Here is a 21,442-nt window from a genome sequence, read left to right on the forward strand (position 1 = left end):
GCATACTTGAAGAAAAACAGATTAAAAGATGCTCTACTTAACAGTGTATTATGGGTAATGATGGTAGGGTTTGTATTCCCGTTACTTTGGCTTGGTATGACTTCTCTAAAAACTCGGGTTGATGCGTTCAGTCTACCTCCTAAATTCATCTTCAATCCTACATTCGTCAATTACGCAAAAGTTTTTGAAGACGGATCTTTCCTTCATTACTATATGAACAGTATTAAGGTGGGCTTCTTAAGCACCTTCTTTAGCCTGTTGCTGGGTATTCCCGCAGCATACGCTCTTGTCCGTTTTCCCATGCGTAAGAAAGAAGACTTTGCTTTCTGGGTCCTTTCAACGCGTATGGCTCCGCCAATAATGGTTATTCTTCCTTTTTACCTGGTTTTCAAACAGTTTAACCTTTTAGATACCACGTTGGGACTAGTCTTAGTCTATATGACCTTCAGCCTGTCCTTTATCCTCTGGATGATGAGAAGTTATTTTGAAAGTGTTTCAGTTGATCTTGAAGATGCTGCACGAATTGATGGTGTCTCGAGGCTCATGGCATTTATTCGTGTAACCATTCCGTTATCGGCACCAGGTATTGCTGCGGCAAGTATATTCTCATTCATTATGTCTTGGAACGAATTCCTTTACTCTCTGATCTTAACTGGCGATAAGACGAAGACGGCAACTGTAGCGATTACGAGCTTCATTACATTTGAGGGAATCCGCTGGGGAGAAATCGCAGCTGCCGGAACTTTGGTTGTACTGCCGGTAATTATTTTCGGAATCTGCATACAAAAATACTTGGTTCAGGGTATGACCATGGGAGGTGTGAAATGAGCGAGGGTAAATGTGCATCACTTGTACTCAATAAACCGGGCCAAATGGAAATTCGATATGTAGAACCCCCTACGATTGGAGCTGGAGACGTATTAGTTAAAGTATCCGCTTGTGGTATTTGCGGAACAGACCGGCATATTTATCATGGAACCTATCCGGCCAATTTTCCGGTATCAATCGGACATGAATTCGCTGGCGTGATCGAGAAAGTTGGAGAGGAAGTTAGGCATGCAACTGTTGGCGATCTAATTACTGTGAATCCTAATATCTGGTGCGGGCATTGTGATTCCTGTCTGCAGGGGAACCCTCATCTGTGCAGCGGCATGAAAGCGCTTGGTGTTGATTTGAATGGGGGATTATCCGTTTATTGTGTGGTTCCCGAAGAACTGCTCTATGTGATGTCAAAAGACACGAATCCGATTCATGCTTGTCTAACTGAGCCGGTATCTTGTGTGTTACATGGACTGGATCGTTTGCAAGTAAAAGCGGGTTACCGTGCTGCAGTATTTGGCGGCGGGTTTATCGGACAGTTAATGCTTCAAGCGATGCGATTACAAGGTGCTTCCGAAATCGTCCTCATTGAGCCTCAGGAGATGAAGCGACGGGTAGCCGAAGGAATGGGCTTTAAAACAATAGACCCCATCGACAATCCAGATGCTGTAGCGGCATTAGCAGATATGGACGTGACGGTTGATTGTGCGGGTGTTGGTAAAGTGCTTCAGCAATGCATCGTCGCGACTAAACGCGGCGGTGACATCTTGCTTTTTGCAGCATATCCTCAAGGAAAAGGCGTGGCCATCGAGCCATTTGATGTATTTCGTAAAGAGCTGCGAATCATTGGTTCTTTTACGTATCCCGATACTCAAAAGAGAGCTATACGCTTAATTGAATCAGGACAATTTCAGCTTGCCCCCCTTTTGGCGGAGATCGCTCTTGTGGACACTAAGGATGTTCTAGAGGGCAACAGGGATAAAGATATCATTAAAGCAGTTGTACGGCTTCCTCAGTCTCCTGTGGAAAGGGGAATGTTGAGTTGAGTGATTATTTAGTCGGAATTGATATTGGTACATCTGGTTGTAAGGTGGCATTATTTTCAGTTGATGGAGAAGTGTTATATCAGGGAACATCTACTTATATGACCATCTATTCTGAGCCGGGTTTCGCTGAGCAAAATCCTGAGGATTGGTGGGACGCAGTCTGTCAAAGTATGAGACAAATGCTAAAAACAACAGGTATAGACCCGCGGCGCATTAAAGGAATAGGTGTAGATGGGCAAAGTGGTGCAGCTATTCCTATGGACGAATATGGTATGCCATTGCGTAATGCAATGATATGGTTAGACCGAAGAAGCGTGAAACAATGCGCTTGGATAACAGAAACTGTAGGCAAGGAGACTTTGTTTGCTGTTTCCGGCAACCCTGTAGCACCTTCGTATGTGACGGGGAAAATTCGGTGGCTCCAAGAAAATGAACCAGAAGTATATAGGAAAACACGTAAGTTTTTACAATGTAACAGTTATATTGTGTATAAGTTGTCAGGAATGTATTCGCAGGACATGTCCCAAGGTAATGGGCTCCACATTTTTGACATTGAAAAGGGTGCATGGGATTACAATATTGCTGAGCGTATTGGGATCGCTCCGGAACTGTTTCCGGACATATATGAGTGTAGCGCTATCGTCGGTGAGGTGACTGCATACGCGGCATCCGTCACTGGCCTTGCACCGGGTACGCCAGTAGTAGCGGGAGGACTTGACGCTGCTTGTGCAACACTTGGAGCAGGAGCAATATCTCCAGGCGAGGTTCAGGAGCAAGGTGGTCAAGCCGGTGGAATGAGTATCGTAATGGACAGGGCCGTTAAAAATGAAAAACTTATTTTAAGTCGTCATGTAGTATCCAACACATGGATTTTACAGGGCGGAACTGTCGGCGGAGGCAGTCTGAACTGGATGAAACGAGAGTTTGGCGGTGTAACTTCAGATAATTTTTTCGATTTGGCAAATATAGAAGCAGAGCGAGTAAAAGCGGGGAGCGAAGGGCTATTATTTTTGCCTTATATGGCTGGAGAGCGCTCTCCGATATGGGACCCTGAAGCAAAAGGTGTCTTCATGGGATTATCTTTTGAAACGACCCGGGGCCATATGTTCCGCGCCATCATGGAAGGGTGTGCATTCGCACTTCAACATAATTTAAAAACGGCGGAAGAGAGCGGAGTCCCCGTTAACGTTCTTCATAGTGTAGGCGGGGCGGCCAATAGTGTGCTCTGGACTCAAATTAAAGCAGATATTACGGGCAAATCATTTAAAATACCCTATTCTGATTCCGCTGCGACGCTTGGCGCTGCCATTCTAGCAGGTGTAGGTACAGGCGTCTATAGTGGCTTTCAAGATGCAGTGCAGAGGACCGTTCGGATACAAAGGGAGCAATTGCCTAATCAAGTGTATGAGGGAGTATACTCTAGGTATTATGAACTTTATTTGGATACCTATAACAGATTGAAAGATTTGTTTCCAATGGTGGGTTAATGAGAAACCGTAACCGAACCCTCCTCTCCTTAAACCAAACTCACCTAAGTTTGGAACAGAACAGATTGCTATTTCATTCTGTACTCCCTATACTAGAAAGTGAGGAAAAGCGAAATGATTCGGAACAATACAAAGGTGAAAAGTTGACCGAATCGAAGGGGAAGTTTCGGATGCAAGAAGAACGGAGACATCGGAAAATGCTTAGCTTGGAACGTCATCAATTCATTATGGATTACCTTAGAGCTCATAAAATGGTTGAGGTATCGTTTTTAAGTTCTGAGTTGGACGTTTCTGAGGTAACAGTACGAAAAGACTTAGAGAAACTTGAGCGTGATAAACTGCTGCAACGCAGCCATGGTGGAGCTGTCCTAAATGAGGATCATTTATTCTTTGAGCCTTCTTTCGTGGAGAAGGCGGATCAGTTAACCGAGGAGAAATTAGCCATTGCCACAGAAGCCGCAAAGCTTATACGCGATGGCATGGTAATTGCACTGTCCTCAGGAACAACGGTTAGCCATTTGACCAAGAAGATTAAAGACCGAACCGCCTTGACCGTCGTAACTAATGCAATGAACGTAGCTGCTGAATTAATGGCATCGAATGGAACTCAATTATTTCTCACAGGTGGACATATTCGCCCCAATACATATGCACTCGTTGGGGAAACTGCAGAGAAATCACTCGATGGTGTATACACTGAATACGTTTTTTTTGGTACGAATGGATTTAGTTTCGATGAGGGCATGACAACCCCCAGCATGGAAGAGGCTCGGGTAGTTCGGAAGCTAATTGAGAACGCCAAGCATGTTGTCGTACTTGCCGACCATAGCAAATTCAATCAAGTCGCTTTTTATCGGATGGTAAGTATTGATCAAATCCATACGGTAATAACCGACAAAAAGGCACCTGAAGAAGATGTATTAAAGCTTCGAGAAAGAGGTATTCAAGTGATACTCGCGTAAGTCTTTATTGCAGTTTATAACTTTTCCCCTGTGTTTGATCACACAGGGGAAATTTTTATTTAAGAAGTATTCAGCAGGAATTCTAAACCGAAGCTCTAAACATTTGACTGTAATTCAATCCGATAATCAAAATCCCCCTGCGATCATCCTCGCAGGGGGATTTTGATTATCGGGAGAAACTTAACCAGGAGGAGGCAGTTTCTGCAACAGCAACTTTCAATTTGTCGAGGTTGCTGATGCCCTCGGTCTGCAGCCACTGATAGAACTTCTTCTCGCCTTCTTCGGCGAAAGGCTTCACCGCATCATTCCAAGTTGCTCTTCCGCATAGTACGCCGCAAAATTCCGATTTAGCTTCTTTTGCAAAGTGCAGGGTATCAATAAATTGCTCATTGGTAACACCACCGCTCAGGTAAATGAAAGGCAATTTGCTTTTCTCGGAGCTGCGACGGTAGAACTCAGCCGCTTCTTCTTTTGTGAACACAGGTTGATAGTTGTTGTAATGCTCATAGCCATGAATATTGAAGATCGATACGGGAACTTCCACTTTAAGCAGGTCAATGCCATACTCGGGCTTCGAGAATTCTTCCATGAAGAATTCAATAATGGCTGGTTTTGCTTTTGCAAACTCCGCACTCTTTACAGATAGTCCCGCCGCACTGTACGATACCGGTTCTAGAATGAAGAGCAGGTCGTTTTGTTTACACTCGTCACCAACACGTTTAATGAAGGCATTTTTGATTTTGTTGTATTGTTCTTCTTCGTTTGGATCATAGTAGATGAGGACCTTCAATGCTGAAGCGCCTTCTTGAACAAGATCCTGAACCGCATAATTATCGACTAGGTTAGGCAGTCGGCCTTTGCCGTTTTCGTCATAGCCGGTTTTTTCATACGCCATGATAAGTCCGATATCTTTATTCAGTTTTTTAACGGCTTCCCAACCATATTCCGGGTCAAGAAGAAGAGAAGAAGAATGATTTCCTAGCACTTCGCTGATCCCAGCCTTGAATTGGCTCAGTCCTTCTTCGTAGGAGAGATTAGCGTTATACTTCTGAATCATTTTGCCGAGCGAGCCACGTTGGTCCATTGCAGTTGCAAGAATGATGCCGTCTTTGTCCGAAATAAGTTCCAATCCTTTTTGTTTGCCTGGCGTTAATTTTGTCATGTGTTAGCCTCCTAAATTAGTAATTTTTATTTGAGGTTTATAGTACTCCACATCAGATAGATTAATGTTGGGGTACCAATACAAGCAGTTCGATAAAGAATAAGTGCTCGCGGTCTGCAATGCGTCCTCAATTGAACAATTTTTGCTGATTTGCATAGTCAAGCCGCCGAGAAAGATATCACCCGATGCAGTCGCATTTGTGGCACGGATCGAAGGTAATTCTACTTTGTAGACGGTTCCATCAAACTTTGCCAAAGAACCGTTTCCGCCCATTGTAACGATAAAGTTTGAAGGCCCTTCCCAATTGCGTAACTCTCTCTCTACCGATTCGGCGTCAGGCTGACCCGTTTCTTTGCCGAGCAACTCAAAAAACTCAAGCTCGTTAACTTTAATCAACCAAGGATTTGCGGTGATGCCTTCCCTCAGAGAAGCGCTGCTTGAATCGAGAATACATTTTGCGCCTTTATTCTGAAGCAATACAATCATGTCATGATAAAATCTTTCATCCATACCTCCGGGAACGGATCCGGAAAACACTACGATGTCGTCGCTTTGAACTTGAGAAAAAAGCCGCTTAACAAAGGACGATGTTTCTTCTGCTGAGACAGATGGTCCTGGTTCATTAATGAGTGAAGCATAATTCTGCTCTTCATCAACGAGAATCGTGCAAATGCGTGTTGTTTCTTTGATAGTTGTTACAGTACTGGTAATTCGCTCATTCTCAATAAAAGTTTTGAGATAATCACCAATGTATCCGCCAAGAAGGGTATGAACACAAAAATCTGGTCTAGCCTCATTAACAAAAAATGATCGGATGACGTTAAAACCTTTCCCCCCTAACAGATCAAGTGACGAATTCGCTCTGCTGACCCCATTCTCAATAAAATTCTTCAAGAATACGGTGCGATCGAGCGCAGGATTAGGGCACACTACATGAATCATGTGTAACAACTCCTCAACTCTTCCTAATCTTTAGACAATACAATCATAATCGCAATGCAAAGAAAATGCAAAGTATTTATTTGCAAAATGCAAAATAATATTTACTAAATGCAAAATTAATATTTGCAATAATTTGCGTTTCGTCGTATAGTTATAGAGGAATTAGTTGAGTAAGCGATTACAAATCACACAAAGGGGGAGGGAATTTCATGCTGTCTCATGAGCGACATGGCGAAATTATGAAGCACTTAGAGGAATTTCGCTCGGTCAAGATATCTGAACTGAGTAAGACAATGAATGTAACAAGAGAAACAATCCGTAAAGACCTTTATGAGATGGAAGAGTTGGGGTTGGTCAAGAAAGTCCATGGTGGCGCAATCTTAAATAAAGCCAATATGGAGACTAAATATACCAGTCGGCGAATAACAAATACAAATGAAAAGCAAAGTATTGCAAAAAAGGCAGCTGAGCTTGTTAAAGATGGCGATACGGTATATATCGATTACGGAACGACGGCATGGTACTTTGCGCAGGAGTTGCTGAAGAAAAATAACTTAACCATTGTTACAAACTCTCTGCCAATAGCGAATGAACTTGTTGAGGCATCTGACTTCGATGTGGTCTTGTTTGGTGGATTGATCCGCAAGAATGAAAAGTCTATGTACGGTCCATTAAGTATCCGAGGTATTGAAACGATATACGTTGATATTGGATTCTTTGGAATTAGCGGGGTTGACCCAGATGTGGGTTATACAAATTTTCATATGGGGGAATCAGAAGTTTCTAGGCAAATGATTAATCATTGCCGTAAAAAAGTAATGATGGCTGATTTTTCTAAATTCAATACGATTGCCATGAATAAAGTGGCCAGTATTGAGGAAATTGACACATTAGTAACTGATGAAAATGTTGAGCCGGATACACTTCGTAAGTTGAAAAACAGAAACACAACTGTAATTGTTGCAACAGTAGAAGGGAATGATGAAAGTGAGTAACGTTCTGGACAGAGACTTAATTGTATTGCATTCAAAAGCTAGCAATACAACAGAAGTTTTCAATGAAATCGGACGAATCGCGATTGAAAAAGGGTATGCAAACGAGCAGTACATCGAAGCGCTAATTACAAGAGAGGCGGATTATGCTACCGGTATTCAAGTTGAACCGATCGGTGTTGCCTTGCCTCACACACCAGCGGATTATGTAAATGAAAACAAACTTGGACTTCTCGTTTTGGATAAACCGGTGGAGTTTGGTGCAATGGGGTCCGAGGAAGACAAGGTCGAGGTTCGGGTTGTTTTCTTACTTGCATTTTCTGAGGGCAAGCAGCATCTTGCCGTTCTCAATACGCTAATTGATTCCATTCAGAATCCGGAGTTTATTGAACAGATTCTTTCCTTGTCCTCTATAGAGGAAGCATACGAGTTGCTAGACCAAAAACTAAACGTACAAATGGAGGCGTAAACAATGAAAAAGATTCTCGTAGCTTGCGGTGGTGCAGTGGCGACTTCTACAGTAGCAGCAAACAAAATCAAGGAACTTCTTAAGGAAAACAATATTCCTGCAGATGTACAGCAGTGCCGTGTAAGCGAGCTGGCCTCAAAGGTTAATGGTATCGATCTTATTGTTACGACGGCAAAAGTAGACCGCGATTATGGTGTTCCGGTTCTTCATGGAGTGGCTTTTATTTCTGGTGTTGGTGCTGACAAGTTGAAAAAGCAAATTCTTGATACCCTTCAATAGAAAGCACTCAGAATAGGAGAGAGAAATCATGCAATTTTTGCAATATATTATGGATATGGGGCCTACGGTCATGCTGCCGATCGTGATCTTCATAATGGGTCTCCTGTTGCGTCAGGGTATTGGTAAATCCCTTCGCTCCGGCATTACAATAGGCATTGGTTTTGTAGGTATAACCCTCGTTATTGGTTTGTTGACGGACAACTTGGGGCCAGCAGCAAAAGATATGGCTGACCGATTCAACATTGGGCTTTCGGTTGTCGATATTGGCTGGCCAGGTGCATCACCGATGGCTTGGGCATCCAATGTAGGACTTGTAGCGATTCCGATTGCAATTGGTGTAAATATTCTGATGCTGGTCTTTAAAATGACAAGAGTTGTGAATGTTGACATTTGGAACATATGGCACATGGCTTTTACAGGCGCCATGGTGAGTGTAGCTACAGGTAGTTTCTGGCTCGGCGCACTAGGTGTCGCTGTACATGCTGCATTGGTCTATAAGCTGGGTGATTGGTTTTACCCCATTGTGGATAGACACTTTGGTTTAGAGGGCATTGCGGTTCCTCATGGATCGGGAGTATATACAGGACCATTTGCCGTCCTGGTAGATAAAATTGTTGATAGTATTCCTGGTATCAAAAAAATCAATATTAACTCTAATAAAATGGAAGAAAAGCTTGGTGTTATGGGGGAACCGGTCATGATAGGGGCGATCCTCGGTATTGTGATTGGTATTCTTGCCGGCTACCCAGTTTCCGATATCTTGCAACTTGGCATTCAAATGGCGGCAGTTATGATGTTGATGCCTGTGGTAGTGAAATTCATTATGGAAGGATTACTCCCTATTGCAGAAGCCGCGCGTGCTTTGCTTGATAAGCGCTTCCAAGGAGAAAACTACTATATCGGACTTGACCCTGCACTCCTTCTTGGAAATTCGCAAGTAGTAGCAGCTAGTTTGTTTTTCGTACCATTGACGTTAGTAATCGCGATCCTGATTCCAGGCAATCAGGTCCTTCCGTTCGGCGATCTTGCTACAATTGGCTTTTTTGTCTCCGTAGCAGTTGGTGTGCATAAAGGTAACCTTTTCCGTACTTTTATTAGTGGGATTGTCATTATGTCGATTACAATATGGATCGCAAACTTAATGATCGGTGTCCATTCACAATTGGCACAGCACGCTGGTACGCACAGCAACACTGGTCAGGTTGCTTCGCTTGACCAAGGCGGAAGTCCGATTACGTTTATTCTTACGTCTGCGCTGACTGGAACACATGTGACAAGTTTAATTGTGATTGGCGGGGTGTATCTTCTTGCCCTTATTGTTACTTATATCTCATATAAGAGAGACAAAATTTATCCAGCGGACGAGATAGGAGGCTAAACCTTTGAAAGCCCTAGTATTGGAAGACAAACAACTTCTAGTTGTAAGAGATATCGAAAAGCCTGAAATTACTGAAAGACAAGTATTGGTAAAGGTTGCATACTGCGGCGTTTGCGGCTCTGACTTAGCCCGGTTCTTTGAAGGGAAAGTTCATAATTACCCCATCGTCCTAGGACATGAATTTTCTGGTGAGGTTGAAAAGATTGGAGGCAAGGTTACTGCTGTCAAGCCAGGTGACCGTGTCGCTGTTGCTCCATTGGTGCCCTGTGATCACTGTGAGTTTTGTATGCAAGGTAAGCCGGCACTGTGTACGCAGTACAGCTTTTTGGGTTCCAGAGAGAATGGCGCAATGGCAGAGTTTGTTGCCGTTGATGAACGGAATGTATTAGTCATACCGGACGAGGTAAGCAACAAAGAAGCCGCACTTATCGAACCATTATCAGTTGCATTGCATGGAATTGAGCGTATCTCATTTCAACCGGGTGCGAGGGCTGTCGTATTCGGAGCAGGTACGATCGGTATTATGACTTTGCTAGCACTTAAGGCGCGTGGAGCCGGAAGCATTACTGTAATTGATATCAATGATGATAAACTGCAGACAGCTCGTGACCTAGGTGCGGCACATACTATCAATTCGCGGGAAGTGAATGTTGCCGAATATTACACTAGTCATCCAAGACCAGAAGTTGTGATTGAGACTGCTGGTGTTTCTCAGACTCAGGCACAAAGCATCGAAATCGTCGAGAAACTTGGTAAAGTTGTATTTGTCGGTACATCAACAAGGGATGTTACATTTCCGCCAAAAGTATTTGAACGTATTTTGCGGGGAGAAATCGAGATCACCGGCAGTTGGATGTCTTATTCGGCACCGTTCCCTGGATTCGAGTGGCGCGCAGGCCTTCAGTATATTAAAGATGGCATAATCGACCTAAAACCTTTGTTAAATGAAGTTTATCGCTTGGAAGATGGGGACCAACCGTTTAAAAAGATGCGAGATCCTAATAATCACCAGGTGAAATTCCTATATGAACTATAAAGAGAGATTACTTTTGAGCAGAGGAGAGAACTAACAACATGGTAGAAAGAACATTCAAGATCATCGATGTTATTGGTATTCATACACGGCCAGCAACTAAACTTGTTGGCAAGGCGAGTCAATACAAAAGCGCAACAAACATCTATATTCAATACAAAGAAAAGAAGGTCACCTTGAAGTCAATATTAGGCGTATTGGGTCTTGGTGTACCCACAGGTGAACAATTTAAGATCATTGTTGATGGCGAAAATGAAGAGGAAGCACTGGCAAGTCTCGCAGATATCGTTAAAAATGAGGGGCTTGGCGAGTGATGACAAAAACCATATCAGGAATTGCCGCCTCCTCAGGCATAGCAATAGCAAAAGCTTATGTGATGGAGCATCGCGGGCATGTGATTGAAACGAAGACTATTCAAGATATTGAGCAGGAAATCGTTCGTTTCGAAACAGCCGTTGGACGTGCAGTACTAGATCTTGAGGGCATACGTGATCGTGCGGTTTTTGAATTGGGGGAAGAAGAGGCTGAAGTGTTTTCCGGCCATCTTCTGGTCCTGCAGGATCCTGAATTAATCGATTCTGCCATTGACCGAATCCGTACAGATCGAATTAATGCTGAAAAAGCAATGAGCGATTCAGCTGCAATTGTAATTCAAATGTTTGAGCAAATGGATAACGATTATATGAAGGAACGCGCCGCTGATATCCGCGATGTGTCAAACCGTGTTATCTCTCATCTGTTGGGAATTTCAATTTTTTCTCCTGCGGATATCACGGAAGAGGTAATTGTCATTGCAGACGACCTTACACCTTCGGATACGGCTCAGCTAAACCGGAAGTTTGTTAAAGGTTTCGCGACTAACATTGGGGGACGTACATCGCACTCGGCCATCATGTCGCGCTCGTTAGAAATTCCTGCAGTGGTTGGTACCCAGTTTATTGCAGAACATGTGGAATCAGGGACAGTTGTAATTATTGATGGCCTCGAAGGTCTTGTAATCGTAGATCCTTCTATAGACGAGTTACTACGTTATAGAGATAAACAGAAGGCGTTCGAGGCTCAAAAGTTAGAGTGGGCGAAACTTAAAAACACATCGACGCAATCAAAAGATGGACATCATGTTGAACTTGCCGCAAATATCGGTACACCTGATGATTTGCAAGGTGTATTAGATAATGGCGCTGAGGGCGTTGGATTATACAGAACAGAATTTTTATATATGGGACGGTCTGAGCTTCCGTCTGAAGAAGAACAGTATAAGGCTTATCAGACCGTACTACAAAGAATGGAAGAAAAACCTGTTGTCATTCGTACGCTAGACATCGGTGGCGACAAGGAACTTCCATATCTTCATCTTCCGAAAGAAATGAACCCGTTTCTCGGTTTTAGAGCGATCCGCTTATGCCTTGAAGAGCAAGAGGTATTTCGCATTCAGTTACGAGCTCTTCTCAGAGCAAGCGCATTTGGCAATCTCAAAATCATGTTCCCAATGATTGCAACCCTGGGCGAATTCCGTCGGGCTAAAACAATACTTGAAGAAGAAAAGAAGGTATTGATTGAACAAGGAATCTCTGTTTCAGATAAGATTGAGGTAGGCATAATGGTTGAAATTCCTTCCACTGCTGTGCTTGCAGATCAATTTGCCAAAGAGGTTGATTTCTTCAGTATCGGAACGAATGATTTAATTCAATACACAATGGCAAGCGACCGGATGAATGAAAAGGTAGCATCCCTTTATCAACCTTACAATCCAGCAATTCTTCGTTTGATCCGAATGGTTATCCGTGCAGCTCACAAAGAGAAAAAATGGGTCGGTATGTGCGGGGAAATGGCCGGAGACAGCTTGGCAATCCCACTGCTCTTGGGCCTTGGTCTGGATGAGTTTAGTATGAGTGCTAGCTCAATTCTGCCAGCACGCAGTCAGCTTCTAAAGCTATCTAAATCGGAGATTGAGTCAACACTCGATGAGATTTTAGATATGGGGACCGCAGAAGAAGTTGAACAATACGTAAAACAAAGATTTATGGATCAGAACGTGCAAGTATAATCTTGAAATTTGGATGGTGATCTCAAAGTGGAACGGGAATTAGCTCTAGAAGTAGTACGCGTAACAGAACTTGCTGCATTAGCTTCTGCTCCTTGGATGGGAAGGGGAGATAAAAACAATGCTGATGGCGCAGCTACCGAAGCGATGCGGCGCATGTTCGATTCCGTTTCCATCCGAGGTACTGTTGTTATTGGTGAAGGTGAAATGGACGAAGCACCTATGCTTTATATTGGTGAGCAAGTTGGCAGCGGAAATGGTCCGGAAGTTGATGTTGCGGTAGATCCACTAGAAGGAACAGAAATTGTGGCTAAGGGATTAAACAACGCGTTGTCTGTGTTAGCTATCGCACCCAAAGGTCAACTACTTCATGCTCCCGATATGTACATGGAGAAATTGGCAGTTGGTCCTGCTTTAGTCGGCAAACTCAATATTGAAGATCCAATTAGGACAACTGTTGAGAAAGCGGCACTCGCACTCGGCAAGCCTTTGTCTGATTTAACCGTAATCATTTTGGAACGTGATCGTCATGCTTCTCTGATCGCAGAACTTCGTAAGACAGGAGTGCGGATCAAGTTCCTTTCGGACGGTGATGTTGCAGGAGCTATTGCGCCGGCTTTCCCTGAAACAGGCATTGATTTATACGTAGGATCCGGAGGAGCTCCTGAGGGTGTCCTCGCCGCGGCGGCGTTAAAGTGTCTTGGTGGGGAGATTCAAGGAAGACTGTTGCCAGAAAACGAGGAACAATTTGAACGCTGTGTTGCAATGGGCATCGATGATCCGAAGCGTGTGTTAAAATTGGATGATATGGTAGGTAACGGCGATGTTATTTTCTCCGCTACTGGAATAACGGCTGGTGAATTTTTGGGCGGGGTTCGATATTTGTCCGATCAGCGTGCGGAGACTGATTCAATTGTCATGCGTGTGAAGACAAAGACTATTCGTTTTATTAGATCTCTTCATTACTTGCCCAACAAAGCACTGGTGCGCGATTGATATAAGTTTTATTGGAAAATATTAGAGAAGGGCGGCTTTCCGCCCTTTTTTGATTTCTCTGAAAGGTGTTTTGGAGTTATGTCGAAGCTCGCAAAGGCACAATACCTTCTGCATACTACATGAAATCATAAATCAATGTTCAAAAGCATAGGTATTCTTTAAATACTTTGCCGGCTGGATGTGATACGGTTATGAATTATTATATTGCACGGCATGGAGATACCTTAAGAAGCATCGCCTACAAACTGGCTGTCGATATAGAACAGCTCAGATCTCTCAATCCCCGTATCGTAAATCCGGATTCTAATATTGCCGGTCAAACAGTGAGTATTAAAAAATTGATCAATATTCCTGTTTGCGGGCCCCAGGAACCAATGACTAATCAAAAACACTGGATTCCTTTAACTCCGATAGAACAAATGTCGCAAACAGAATATGATGTACTTATCGTAGGGACCGGGGCGGGAGGTCCGGCAGCTTTATGGAGATTGTGTGATCAGTGGGGAAGAAACGGTAAACGAATTGGTATCATAGATAGAGGAGATCTCTTGATACCGACACATGCAATGAATCTTCCAACAATGAATGGTGTAAGTAACCAAGAATATTTCAGGAATATTGCATACCCTCTAGGAAAAATCCTTCCGCAATTCTCGGGTGCTAGAGAAGTTTTTGCAGTCGGAGGTAGAACCTTGTTCTGGTCGGCAACTACCCCTCGCATGGACCCCGCCGACATGTATGAATGGCCCATCTCATATGAAGAATTGACTTCATATTATAATATCGCCGAACGGTCGATGAATGTTACTAAAGGCTATACGCAGGACTCTATGTTATCAACGGTCATGCTGGAAATTCTCAGGAAAAGCGGTTACCCTGAAGTGACGGAAATGCCGGTGGCTGTCGATCTTTCGGCAACGAAATTTGGCCAGATTCATGCAAGCGCGGTATTTAGTTCTATTGCGTTTCTAGCTATGGCATTAAATCGACGCTCATACGATTTAGCCGTTAGGGCTCGTGCTGTCCAGGTATTCGCCGAAAATGGCAAAGCAACAGGGGTCGGGGTTATAACTCCTGACAAAAAGTATTACTTCATCAAAGCAAAGACCATTATCTTAAGTGCCGGTACTTGGGAAACTCCCCGCCTTCTCTTATACTCCGGATTTCATGGAAGAGCGATCGGTCATTATTTAATGAATCACTCGAAAATTGTAGCGACAGTGAAGGTTGACCGCAGTGTTTTTCCGGAAATATTAGGCACGCTTCTAATTTGGATACCTCGCACAACTGATCGTCATTATCAATTTACGATCTTTGGCCCGGATATGGAAAGATATAAGTGGTATTCTGCTTACGAAAAACAGCCTGTGCTTAAGGAATTTGAAATAGGAGTTGAAGCTCTGGGAGTTGTAGAACCTCGTTTTGAAAATCATCTTTCTTTAAATCCCAACCGTTTAGATGCTGACGGGATACCAGAAATACAAGTCAATTTCTCCTATAGTGAACAGGATAATGTTGTTATGGGAAAGATGCTGCAATCGGTGAATGACATAATATCCGGGATCCTATCGTCAACAGGTACAAAGAGCCGTGAAACAGACTTTTGCTTAAGGGTGCCTGGAGAAGACTACCATGAAATGGGGACCTGTCGTATGGGAGATAATCCTTCTACATCCGCAACTAACCGCAACGGTCAACTACACGGAATGTCCAACCTCTATGTAGCTGACAACAGTATTTTGCCTTACAGCGGGGCCGCTAATCCAACATTGACTACCGTCGCCTTGGCAATTCGCACAGCAGATCATATTATCAACCAAATGTGTAGGTAAACAAATTTGATATTTAAATCATTGCAGCGGCAGTCTAAGACTTTTACGAGTCTAAGGCTGCCGCTGTGTTGTGAAAAACTGGCTCAGCGTTTACAGCGCCAGTTTGCACGGATACGAGGTTTTTCAATGGTTTGTTTCAATGAAATCATCTATATTTTCAAATCATTCACCCTCTGAATAAGGTACCTTTAGCAAACCCACTCCTAATCGTCCACATGGAGAAATATAGGTATCCCGGACGATGTTGCAAGGGAATTTAAAGAAAACGGATGAAAACGAATAAAATTGCAATGGATAGAGCGCTTTCATAATGATAGAGTTGATTCTGAAAATACTAAAAGATGCTTTATGAATGTTGTATAAGAGGAGGATTTGTGAATGCGATTAAAGTTTCGGAGCAGTTTGTATGAGAACTATTTCTATGTTGGGGGGCTGCAAGCAGTTGGAAGCACATTACATCAAGGGGGGAGGATTACATATGAAGTTTCTGAAAGGGCTTAATTTTGGAAATAGGTTTAAGAAGCGTTTTTTGTCCATAGTTGTTTCCATTAGTTTGTTGGCGGCGATCCTGCCTTTACCAGCGGAAGTATCTGCCGCGGAAACAACAGAGCAATCGGTTTTTACGGATTATCAACCAACGATTAATGAGGTAATTGATGTAAGCGGATTCAAACATCCCGGTATCGGACTTACCAAGGATATTCTTGAGAATATGAGGACACAGGTACGGGCGCAAAAAGAACCTTGGAATACTTATTTTAATGATATGCTCAAATCCTCAACCGCTTCAAAGACCGTCGGGTCAAGCAATCAGGGAGCCGATCCAACGAAACCGGCAGTTGATTTTTTTAACAGCAAGAGCGTTGATTCAAGATTCATAGCCGATGGCTTGAAGGCTTATACCCAAGCCATATTGTATTATGTAACGGGTGATGAGACTTATCGGGCAAATGCCATGCATATTATCCGAATTTGGTCGCAAATGGACCCTGCGAAATACGCCTATTTTGAAGATGCGCACATTCACACGGGAATCCCGCTCAACCGTATGGTTACCGCTGCAGAAATCTTGAGATATACAAGCACTCAAACAGAAGAATTGCATTGGACGGATAAAGATACGACAGATTTTACGAATAATCTTATAAATCCGGTCATTGAAACTTTCCAACACACGAATTACCGTTTTATGAACCAGCATCTTTATCCGCTAATCGGAGCTATGTCAGGTTATATATTTACCGGCAACATGGAGCGGTATAATGAAGGAGTAGAGTGGTTTACCGTTAACAAGACGGCCGTCGATCAGGGGCAAAATGGCGCTATTAAAGCATTATTCAGACTGGTAGATACGAATATATTGACAGGGGAGAATGTAGATCCCCCTGTCGTTCAGCATGTCGAAATGGGCAGGGACCAGGCGCATGGCGCCGGAGACGTTACCAATGCGGAAATTTTATCGCGTTTATTGCTTGCCCAGGGAACAAAGGTGGATCCGGTAGAAGGGACTATTTCAACAGCGCCGAATGCTGTTGGCCCATACGAATTTCTTGATAACCGAATCTTAAAAGCTGCCGACTATTTTGCCAGATACATGATTGGCTACGATACACCATGGATACCAGTTGCGGCACATACGGATATAAATGGAGATCCAACCATCATTTATAAACATCTGGCTGGCGGTTATAGGGGAAGAATTGGCGGTAATGTGTATGACCTTTACTATTACTACAAATATACCGCTGGAATAAATATGGAGGCAGAAGCTCCATACTTTACCGAGATGTTTGCCAAGAGACTGCCTTTCTACTGGGAGTCGCCGGATGGAGGCGGGGATTATTGGCTGTATATCCCTCAAGAAGCGGAGGCCGAGGGTGCACAGAACCTTCCCAAAGCTATAACCAATCCGGATTTGAGAGAAATCGAAGATCGATATACGAAGCTTGACAGTAACTCTACTACAAAGCATGAGGGAGATACTACTTTCGTCCAGATTACGGCAACGGAAGAGGGAAGCAGAATTGCCTATGTTGGTGCCGGCAGCGGCGAGAGAACCATTGCATTCAAGATTCGGACGGGTGGCGTAGCGAAAATGGAAGTGTTTGGCGATACGGTTACGCTGCCGGATACGAAGGGTCAATGGAGATATATCAGCTATGCGTTCAATAATTTCCAAGGGTTTGGCGACCTCGTTTATTTCAATGTAAAAGGAACCGGCACTACGGTTGACATTGACCACGTTAATTTAAAAGCTGGAGTTCAGCTGACGCCTCCAGCATTTACAGCAGGTAAAGCGCCATTATCTCTATTTACCTATGTGGGCTCTACAGACGCTGTCCATTTCGATTTCTCTGCGACAGACGCTGGTACAGCGGATGTCGTTACCTATCAGGCTGACCATTTACCTGAGGGTGCTGTGTTCGATGCGACCACCGGCGCATTTTCCTGGCTCCCAACACAAGCGGGAACGTATTCCTTTGTAGTGACTGCGTCGGACGGCACTTCGGTTACAACCAGGGATGTTACCATTGCAGCAGCCAACGATCGGCAATCTGCAGTTAACGCTGTCATTGCACCTTATCAGGAAGGCACACTTTATGTTACGTCAACGCTTGATCATTATAACAATGTGTATGCTGACGTCATGAATGTAATCGCAAGTGTAACTGATGAGGTTTTCTATCAGAAACTATTCGACTTGAATAGTGCGGTTCAAGGTCTTCAAAAATTGACGCCTTTGATGAATGACGGAAGCGTTAATTATACGAATATGTTTATCAGTTCGACCTATGGCAATGCAGTCCCGAACCTTTTGGACGGCACAAATGATAGTTTTGTATGTTTTTGTGTCGCTCAAGACCGGACGCATTACATGGATTTCGGGCCGAGCTACAAAATTTCGGCAAATGCTTTCGAGCTTCAGGTACGGGCAAGCTTTCCGGAACGTATTGGCGGCGTTGCAATCTTCGGCTCCAATGATAAAGAAAATTGGACAAGGTTAACACCGGGCCTAACGACGGTTACAGAAGAAATGCAGAGACTTGAGGTCGAAGAAGGACTCAAAAATCAGCAATTCCGTTTCTTGAAAATGCAAATGATAGAGCCGTCGAGTTCCATGTTGGAAGTCGCAGAATTTAGAATCTTTGGAGAGCGCCATGAGACGGTAAACAAACTGGAATTTGTTTCCATCCGATCGGATCAAAGCTTGAAAAATCGAATCGTTCCGGGCGATACGATCCAATTGTCCTTCAAGTCAACCGAAATGATCAATAATGTGAATGTAAATATTCAGGGCCAAACCGCAGCTGCCAGCACGGTTGACAATATCAACTGGACAACAGCGCTGGTTGTGGATCAAAGTGTACAAGCAGGTGCAGTAAAATTCAGGATCAATTACAAAACGGCAGCCGGAGTTGATGCGGCAGAAACCATTTTTACAACAGATGGTTCTACGCTATACATTGCCGATGAGACCGGATTGGTTCGGAATGTGCTTGATTTGGCCAATCTTATTGATTCCAGCGGAAGAAATCCGGCAGATCTCTTGGCAACGGCAAATCTATTGTTTGATAACAATTTAGGTTCCGTGACGGATTTCCGTCTAAATGGCAACGGTTATGGAGCATACCTTACTTTTGACTTTAAAGAAGGCGGCCAAGCCTTGCTTTCGAAGGCGGTAGTGATTGCAAGGCAAGATGGTTATGCCGGCAGAATTAACGGAACAGTGGTTCAAGGCTCCAACGACAACGTGACTTGGACAACCATCTCGGGTGCAGCATGGAATACAACGGAATGGCAGACGCTTACGATTAACAGCACAGTACCATACCGTTATATCCGTATAACCAATGGAAACAACTGGTATGGAAATATGGCAGAATTACGGTTGTATGGCGTAGTTGAAGCCACGAACAAAATCGAGACGGCTTCGATCAGCTCGGCTCAGAGCCTCAAGACGCGGATTGTGCCAGGCAATACGGTAAAACTGTCCTTCAAAGCAAAAGAAGTGATCAATAACGTCAAGGTCAAGATTCAAGGCCAGGATGCAACGGTTAGTTCTGCCGATAACATCAACTGGACAGCAGTAGCGGCCTTGAATCAAGGTGCAGCAGCAGGAAACGTAACTTTCGCGATTAATTACTTGACGCAAAGCGGAGTGGATGGATACCCGGCGACATCTACGACAGACGGCTCCAAGCTGTACATTGCCGATGAGTCCGATGTGATTCGTAATGTGACTGGCATCGCCAATCTCATTGATTCCACTTCAGGAAGATCTGCAGCAACAACCTTGTCAATCGTGAATAGCCTGTTTGACAGCAATTTAGCTTCGGTAACTGATTTCCGTTTAAACGGCACTGGAGCGGGAAGCTATATTACCTTTGACTTTAAGCAAGGCAATCAAGCTGCGCTTTCGAGTGTAGAGCTGATTGGAAGACAAGAAAGCAATCTGCTAGGCAGAATTAAGAATACTGTTGTCCAAGGCTCCAACGATAATACGACCTGGACGGATCTCACAACAGCAGCTGCAGCATCAGGAGATTGGCAAAACTTCCCGGTCAGCAGCAAAGTGCCGTACCGTTATATCCGTGTTTACAATTGGAGTACGTGGTATGGAAATATGGCTGAACTGAGACTGCATGGGGTAGTGAAAGCGGCAGACCTGACGCCTCCGGTTACAACGGATGATGCGCCGCAGGGATGGGTCAATCAGGATACGACGGTAAGCCTTCATGCCGTTGATACGGATTCCGGTATAGCGTCCACCTATTACACAGTAGACGGCGGCGCGCAGCAAACCGGGAACGAGGCTGCGTTGACCACAGAGGGAATGCACACGTTAGTGTACTGGAGCGTTGACTGGGCAGGCAATGTGGAACAGCCGCATACGGTTGCAGTAAATGTGGACAAGACAGCTCCTGTAGATGCAGCTTTAGCTGTAGACACAACAGCGCCGACCAACCAAGGCGTCACCGTAACAATCAGCTACCCGGACGACGCCGAAGTACAGGAGTACAGAGCAGGTGAAAGCGGCGAATGGACGGTATATACCTCCCCGGTTGTGGTTGCCGACAATGACACCGTATATGCAAGAGGAACAGACGCCGTAGGTAATATCTCGAATGTAACGAGTATTACCGTAAGCAACATTTATAAGGCTGCTCCTGTAACGGAAGCATCGTTAAGTCCTGCTGCACCTAACGGCAAGGACAGCTGGTACACGACGGAGGTAACCGTAAGCTTATCCGTAAGCGCCAGTGAAGAGGGGGGAGCTGTGACAACGGAATACCAAGTCAATGACGGCGATTGGATTCCCTACACCGGTTCGATTTCTGCCTTCGGCAATGGAACTTATAAGCTGGCTTACCGCAGCAAGGATCAAGCAGGCAATATAGAACTTCTCAAAACCGTCGAATTTAAAGTTGATAAGACGGCACCTGAACTGTCCGTCCAATTAGATCAATCGATGATCTGGCCGGCGAATCATAAAATGGGCACCGTGAATGCGACGCTCTATGCAAACGATTCCGGATCAGGCGTTGAGTCGGTCCTCCTAACCTCCATCACCTGCAATCAACCGGATACCGGCCTCGGTGACATGAATGCTGATATCGGTACGGAAGCCGCGTCGTTTAGCTTGCGCGCCGAGAAGGATCGAATCTATACCATCACGTATACGGCAACCGATAAAGCGGGCAACAAATCGGCAGTTTCTGTAACCGTCACAGTGCCTCATGATCTATCCGAAGGATAACTAGAAAAACATCAGGATAAGGGAGGAAGGTCATTGTGCCTTCCTCTCTGTTATGTCTAACCTCCTTTTCTCAGCAATCGATCACAATTAACGCTTACAGTAATAATGACCGCTTACTCCAGCGCAGATTGTCGCAGCTCACCGGCATGCCGAAAAAATAAGCAAAAGGGAAATACAGTTAAACTGTCGAGCATAATAATATTTATCACACCGCTGCAATTGACGGCGTAGAGATTTATCCGC

The 21,442-nt window shown here is 44.3% G+C and carries 16 protein-coding genes; 14 read left to right on the plus strand and 2 right to left on the minus strand.

Going from position 1 to position 21,442, the window contains the following annotated elements:
• Positions 1-6: 6 nt before the first annotated feature.
• The 4 genes from AC0YNZ_RS15415 (at position 7) to AC0YNZ_RS15430 (ending at position 4,314) form a co-directional block, all read left to right on the plus strand.
• Complete coding sequence (locus tag AC0YNZ_RS15415; RefSeq protein WP_475827443.1) at positions 7-828, plus strand: carbohydrate ABC transporter permease; 822 nt, start codon at positions 7-9, stop codon at positions 826-828.
• Positions 825-1,865 (plus strand): zinc-dependent alcohol dehydrogenase family protein, encoded by a 1,041-nt coding sequence (locus tag AC0YNZ_RS15420; RefSeq protein ID WP_475827444.1) that lies wholly within the window; start codon positions 825-827, stop codon positions 1,863-1,865. Before AC0YNZ_RS15415 ends, AC0YNZ_RS15420 begins: the two co-directional genes overlap by 4 nt.
• Complete coding sequence (locus tag AC0YNZ_RS15425) at positions 1,862-3,352, plus strand: xylulokinase (protein ID WP_475827445.1); 1,491 nt, start codon at positions 1,862-1,864, stop codon at positions 3,350-3,352. Before AC0YNZ_RS15420 ends, AC0YNZ_RS15425 begins: the two co-directional genes overlap by 4 nt.
• A 170-nt stretch (positions 3,353-3,522) precedes the next feature.
• Positions 3,523-4,314 (plus strand): DeoR/GlpR family DNA-binding transcription regulator, encoded by a 792-nt coding sequence (locus AC0YNZ_RS15430; RefSeq protein WP_475827446.1) that lies wholly within the window; start codon positions 3,523-3,525, stop codon positions 4,312-4,314.
• Between the two features lie 166 nt (positions 4,315-4,480).
• On the opposite strand, the gene AC0YNZ_RS15435 is transcribed toward AC0YNZ_RS15430, so the two are convergent.
• Together AC0YNZ_RS15435 and AC0YNZ_RS15440 are read right to left on the minus strand one after the other, a co-directional pair.
• Complete coding sequence (locus AC0YNZ_RS15435) at positions 4,481-5,476, minus strand: tagatose 1,6-diphosphate aldolase (RefSeq protein WP_475827447.1); 996 nt, start codon at positions 5,474-5,476, stop codon at positions 4,481-4,483.
• A gap of 3 nt (positions 5,477-5,479) precedes the next feature.
• Positions 5,480-6,418: a 1-phosphofructokinase family hexose kinase gene (locus AC0YNZ_RS15440; protein ID WP_475827448.1), complete on the minus strand. Its 939-nt coding sequence runs from the start codon at positions 6,416-6,418 to the stop codon at positions 5,480-5,482.
• A gap of 209 nt (positions 6,419-6,627) precedes the next feature.
• On the opposite strand from AC0YNZ_RS15440, the gene AC0YNZ_RS15445 reads away from it, so the two are divergent.
• From AC0YNZ_RS15445 to AC0YNZ_RS15490, 10 genes are all read left to right on the plus strand, one after another.
• On the plus strand, positions 6,628-7,413 hold the full coding sequence (locus tag AC0YNZ_RS15445) for a DeoR/GlpR family DNA-binding transcription regulator (protein ID WP_475827449.1): 786 nt from the start codon (positions 6,628-6,630) through the stop codon (positions 7,411-7,413).
• Positions 7,406-7,879, plus strand: a complete 474-nt coding sequence (locus AC0YNZ_RS15450; protein ID WP_475827450.1) for a PTS sugar transporter subunit IIA — start codon at positions 7,406-7,408, stop codon at positions 7,877-7,879. Before AC0YNZ_RS15445 ends, AC0YNZ_RS15450 begins: the two co-directional genes overlap by 8 nt.
• Positions 7,880-7,882: 3 nt before the next feature.
• Positions 7,883-8,158 carry a PTS galactitol transporter subunit IIB gene (gatB, locus tag AC0YNZ_RS15455; RefSeq protein ID WP_475827451.1) on the plus strand — a complete coding sequence of 92 codons (276 nt, stop codon included), beginning with the start codon at positions 7,883-7,885 and terminating at the stop codon, positions 8,156-8,158.
• A gap of 28 nt (positions 8,159-8,186) precedes the next feature.
• Positions 8,187-9,536: a PTS galactitol transporter subunit IIC gene (locus tag AC0YNZ_RS15460; RefSeq protein WP_475827452.1), complete on the plus strand. Its 1,350-nt coding sequence runs from the start codon at positions 8,187-8,189 to the stop codon at positions 9,534-9,536.
• A 4-nt stretch (positions 9,537-9,540) separates the two neighbouring features.
• The gene (locus AC0YNZ_RS15465; RefSeq protein WP_475827453.1) at positions 9,541-10,572 is read left to right on the plus strand and encodes a galactitol-1-phosphate 5-dehydrogenase; all 1,032 of its coding nucleotides are present in this window, start codon (positions 9,541-9,543) and stop codon (positions 10,570-10,572) included.
• Between the two features lie 38 nt (positions 10,573-10,610).
• Complete coding sequence (locus AC0YNZ_RS15470; RefSeq protein ID WP_475827454.1) at positions 10,611-10,883, plus strand: HPr family phosphocarrier protein; 273 nt, start codon at positions 10,611-10,613, stop codon at positions 10,881-10,883.
• Positions 10,883-12,616, plus strand: coding sequence for a phosphoenolpyruvate--protein phosphotransferase (gene ptsP / locus AC0YNZ_RS15475; protein WP_475827455.1), 1,734 nt, complete (start codon positions 10,883-10,885; stop codon positions 12,614-12,616). Before AC0YNZ_RS15470 ends, ptsP begins: the two co-directional genes overlap by 1 nt.
• 27 nt (positions 12,617-12,643) lie before the next feature.
• The gene (gene glpX, locus AC0YNZ_RS15480; protein ID WP_475827456.1) at positions 12,644-13,609 is read left to right on the plus strand and encodes a class II fructose-bisphosphatase; all 966 of its coding nucleotides are present in this window, start codon (positions 12,644-12,646) and stop codon (positions 13,607-13,609) included.
• Positions 13,610-13,800: 191 nt separating this feature from the next.
• Complete coding sequence (locus AC0YNZ_RS15485; RefSeq protein WP_475827457.1) at positions 13,801-15,441, plus strand: GMC oxidoreductase; 1,641 nt, start codon at positions 13,801-13,803, stop codon at positions 15,439-15,441.
• A 478-nt stretch (positions 15,442-15,919) separates the two neighbouring features.
• A complete protein-coding gene (locus tag AC0YNZ_RS15490; protein ID WP_475827458.1) occupies positions 15,920-21,199 on the plus strand; it encodes an OmpL47-type beta-barrel domain-containing protein in 5,280 nt (1,759 codons plus the stop codon).
• The last annotated feature ends 243 nt before the right edge of the window (positions 21,200-21,442 follow it).

It is taken from the genome of Paenibacillus sp. J2L1-98 (assembly GCF_056269405.1).

Coding starts and splice junctions, on each gene's coding strand:
- AC0YNZ_RS15440 (WP_475827448.1), bottom strand. CDS start 6,418: ATGATTCATGTAGTGTGCCCTAATCCTGCGCTCGATCGCACCGTATTC.
- AC0YNZ_RS15445 (WP_475827449.1), top strand. CDS start 6,628: ATGCTGTCTCATGAGCGACATGGCGAAATTATGAAGCACTTAGAGGAA.
- AC0YNZ_RS15460 (WP_475827452.1), top strand. CDS start 8,187: ATGCAATTTTTGCAATATATTATGGATATGGGGCCTACGGTCATGCTG.
- ptsP (WP_475827455.1), top strand. CDS start 10,883: ATGACAAAAACCATATCAGGAATTGCCGCCTCCTCAGGCATAGCAATA.
- AC0YNZ_RS15435 (WP_475827447.1), bottom strand. CDS start 5,476: ATGACAAAATTAACGCCAGGCAAACAAAAAGGATTGGAACTTATTTCG.
- AC0YNZ_RS15490 (WP_475827458.1), top strand. CDS start 15,920: ATGAAGTTTCTGAAAGGGCTTAATTTTGGAAATAGGTTTAAGAAGCGT.
- AC0YNZ_RS15420 (WP_475827444.1), top strand. CDS start 825: ATGAGCGAGGGTAAATGTGCATCACTTGTACTCAATAAACCGGGCCAA.
- AC0YNZ_RS15430 (WP_475827446.1), top strand. CDS start 3,523: ATGCAAGAAGAACGGAGACATCGGAAAATGCTTAGCTTGGAACGTCAT.
- gatB (WP_475827451.1), top strand. CDS start 7,883: ATGAAAAAGATTCTCGTAGCTTGCGGTGGTGCAGTGGCGACTTCTACA.
- AC0YNZ_RS15470 (WP_475827454.1), top strand. CDS start 10,611: ATGGTAGAAAGAACATTCAAGATCATCGATGTTATTGGTATTCATACA.
- AC0YNZ_RS15485 (WP_475827457.1), top strand. CDS start 13,801: ATGAATTATTATATTGCACGGCATGGAGATACCTTAAGAAGCATCGCC.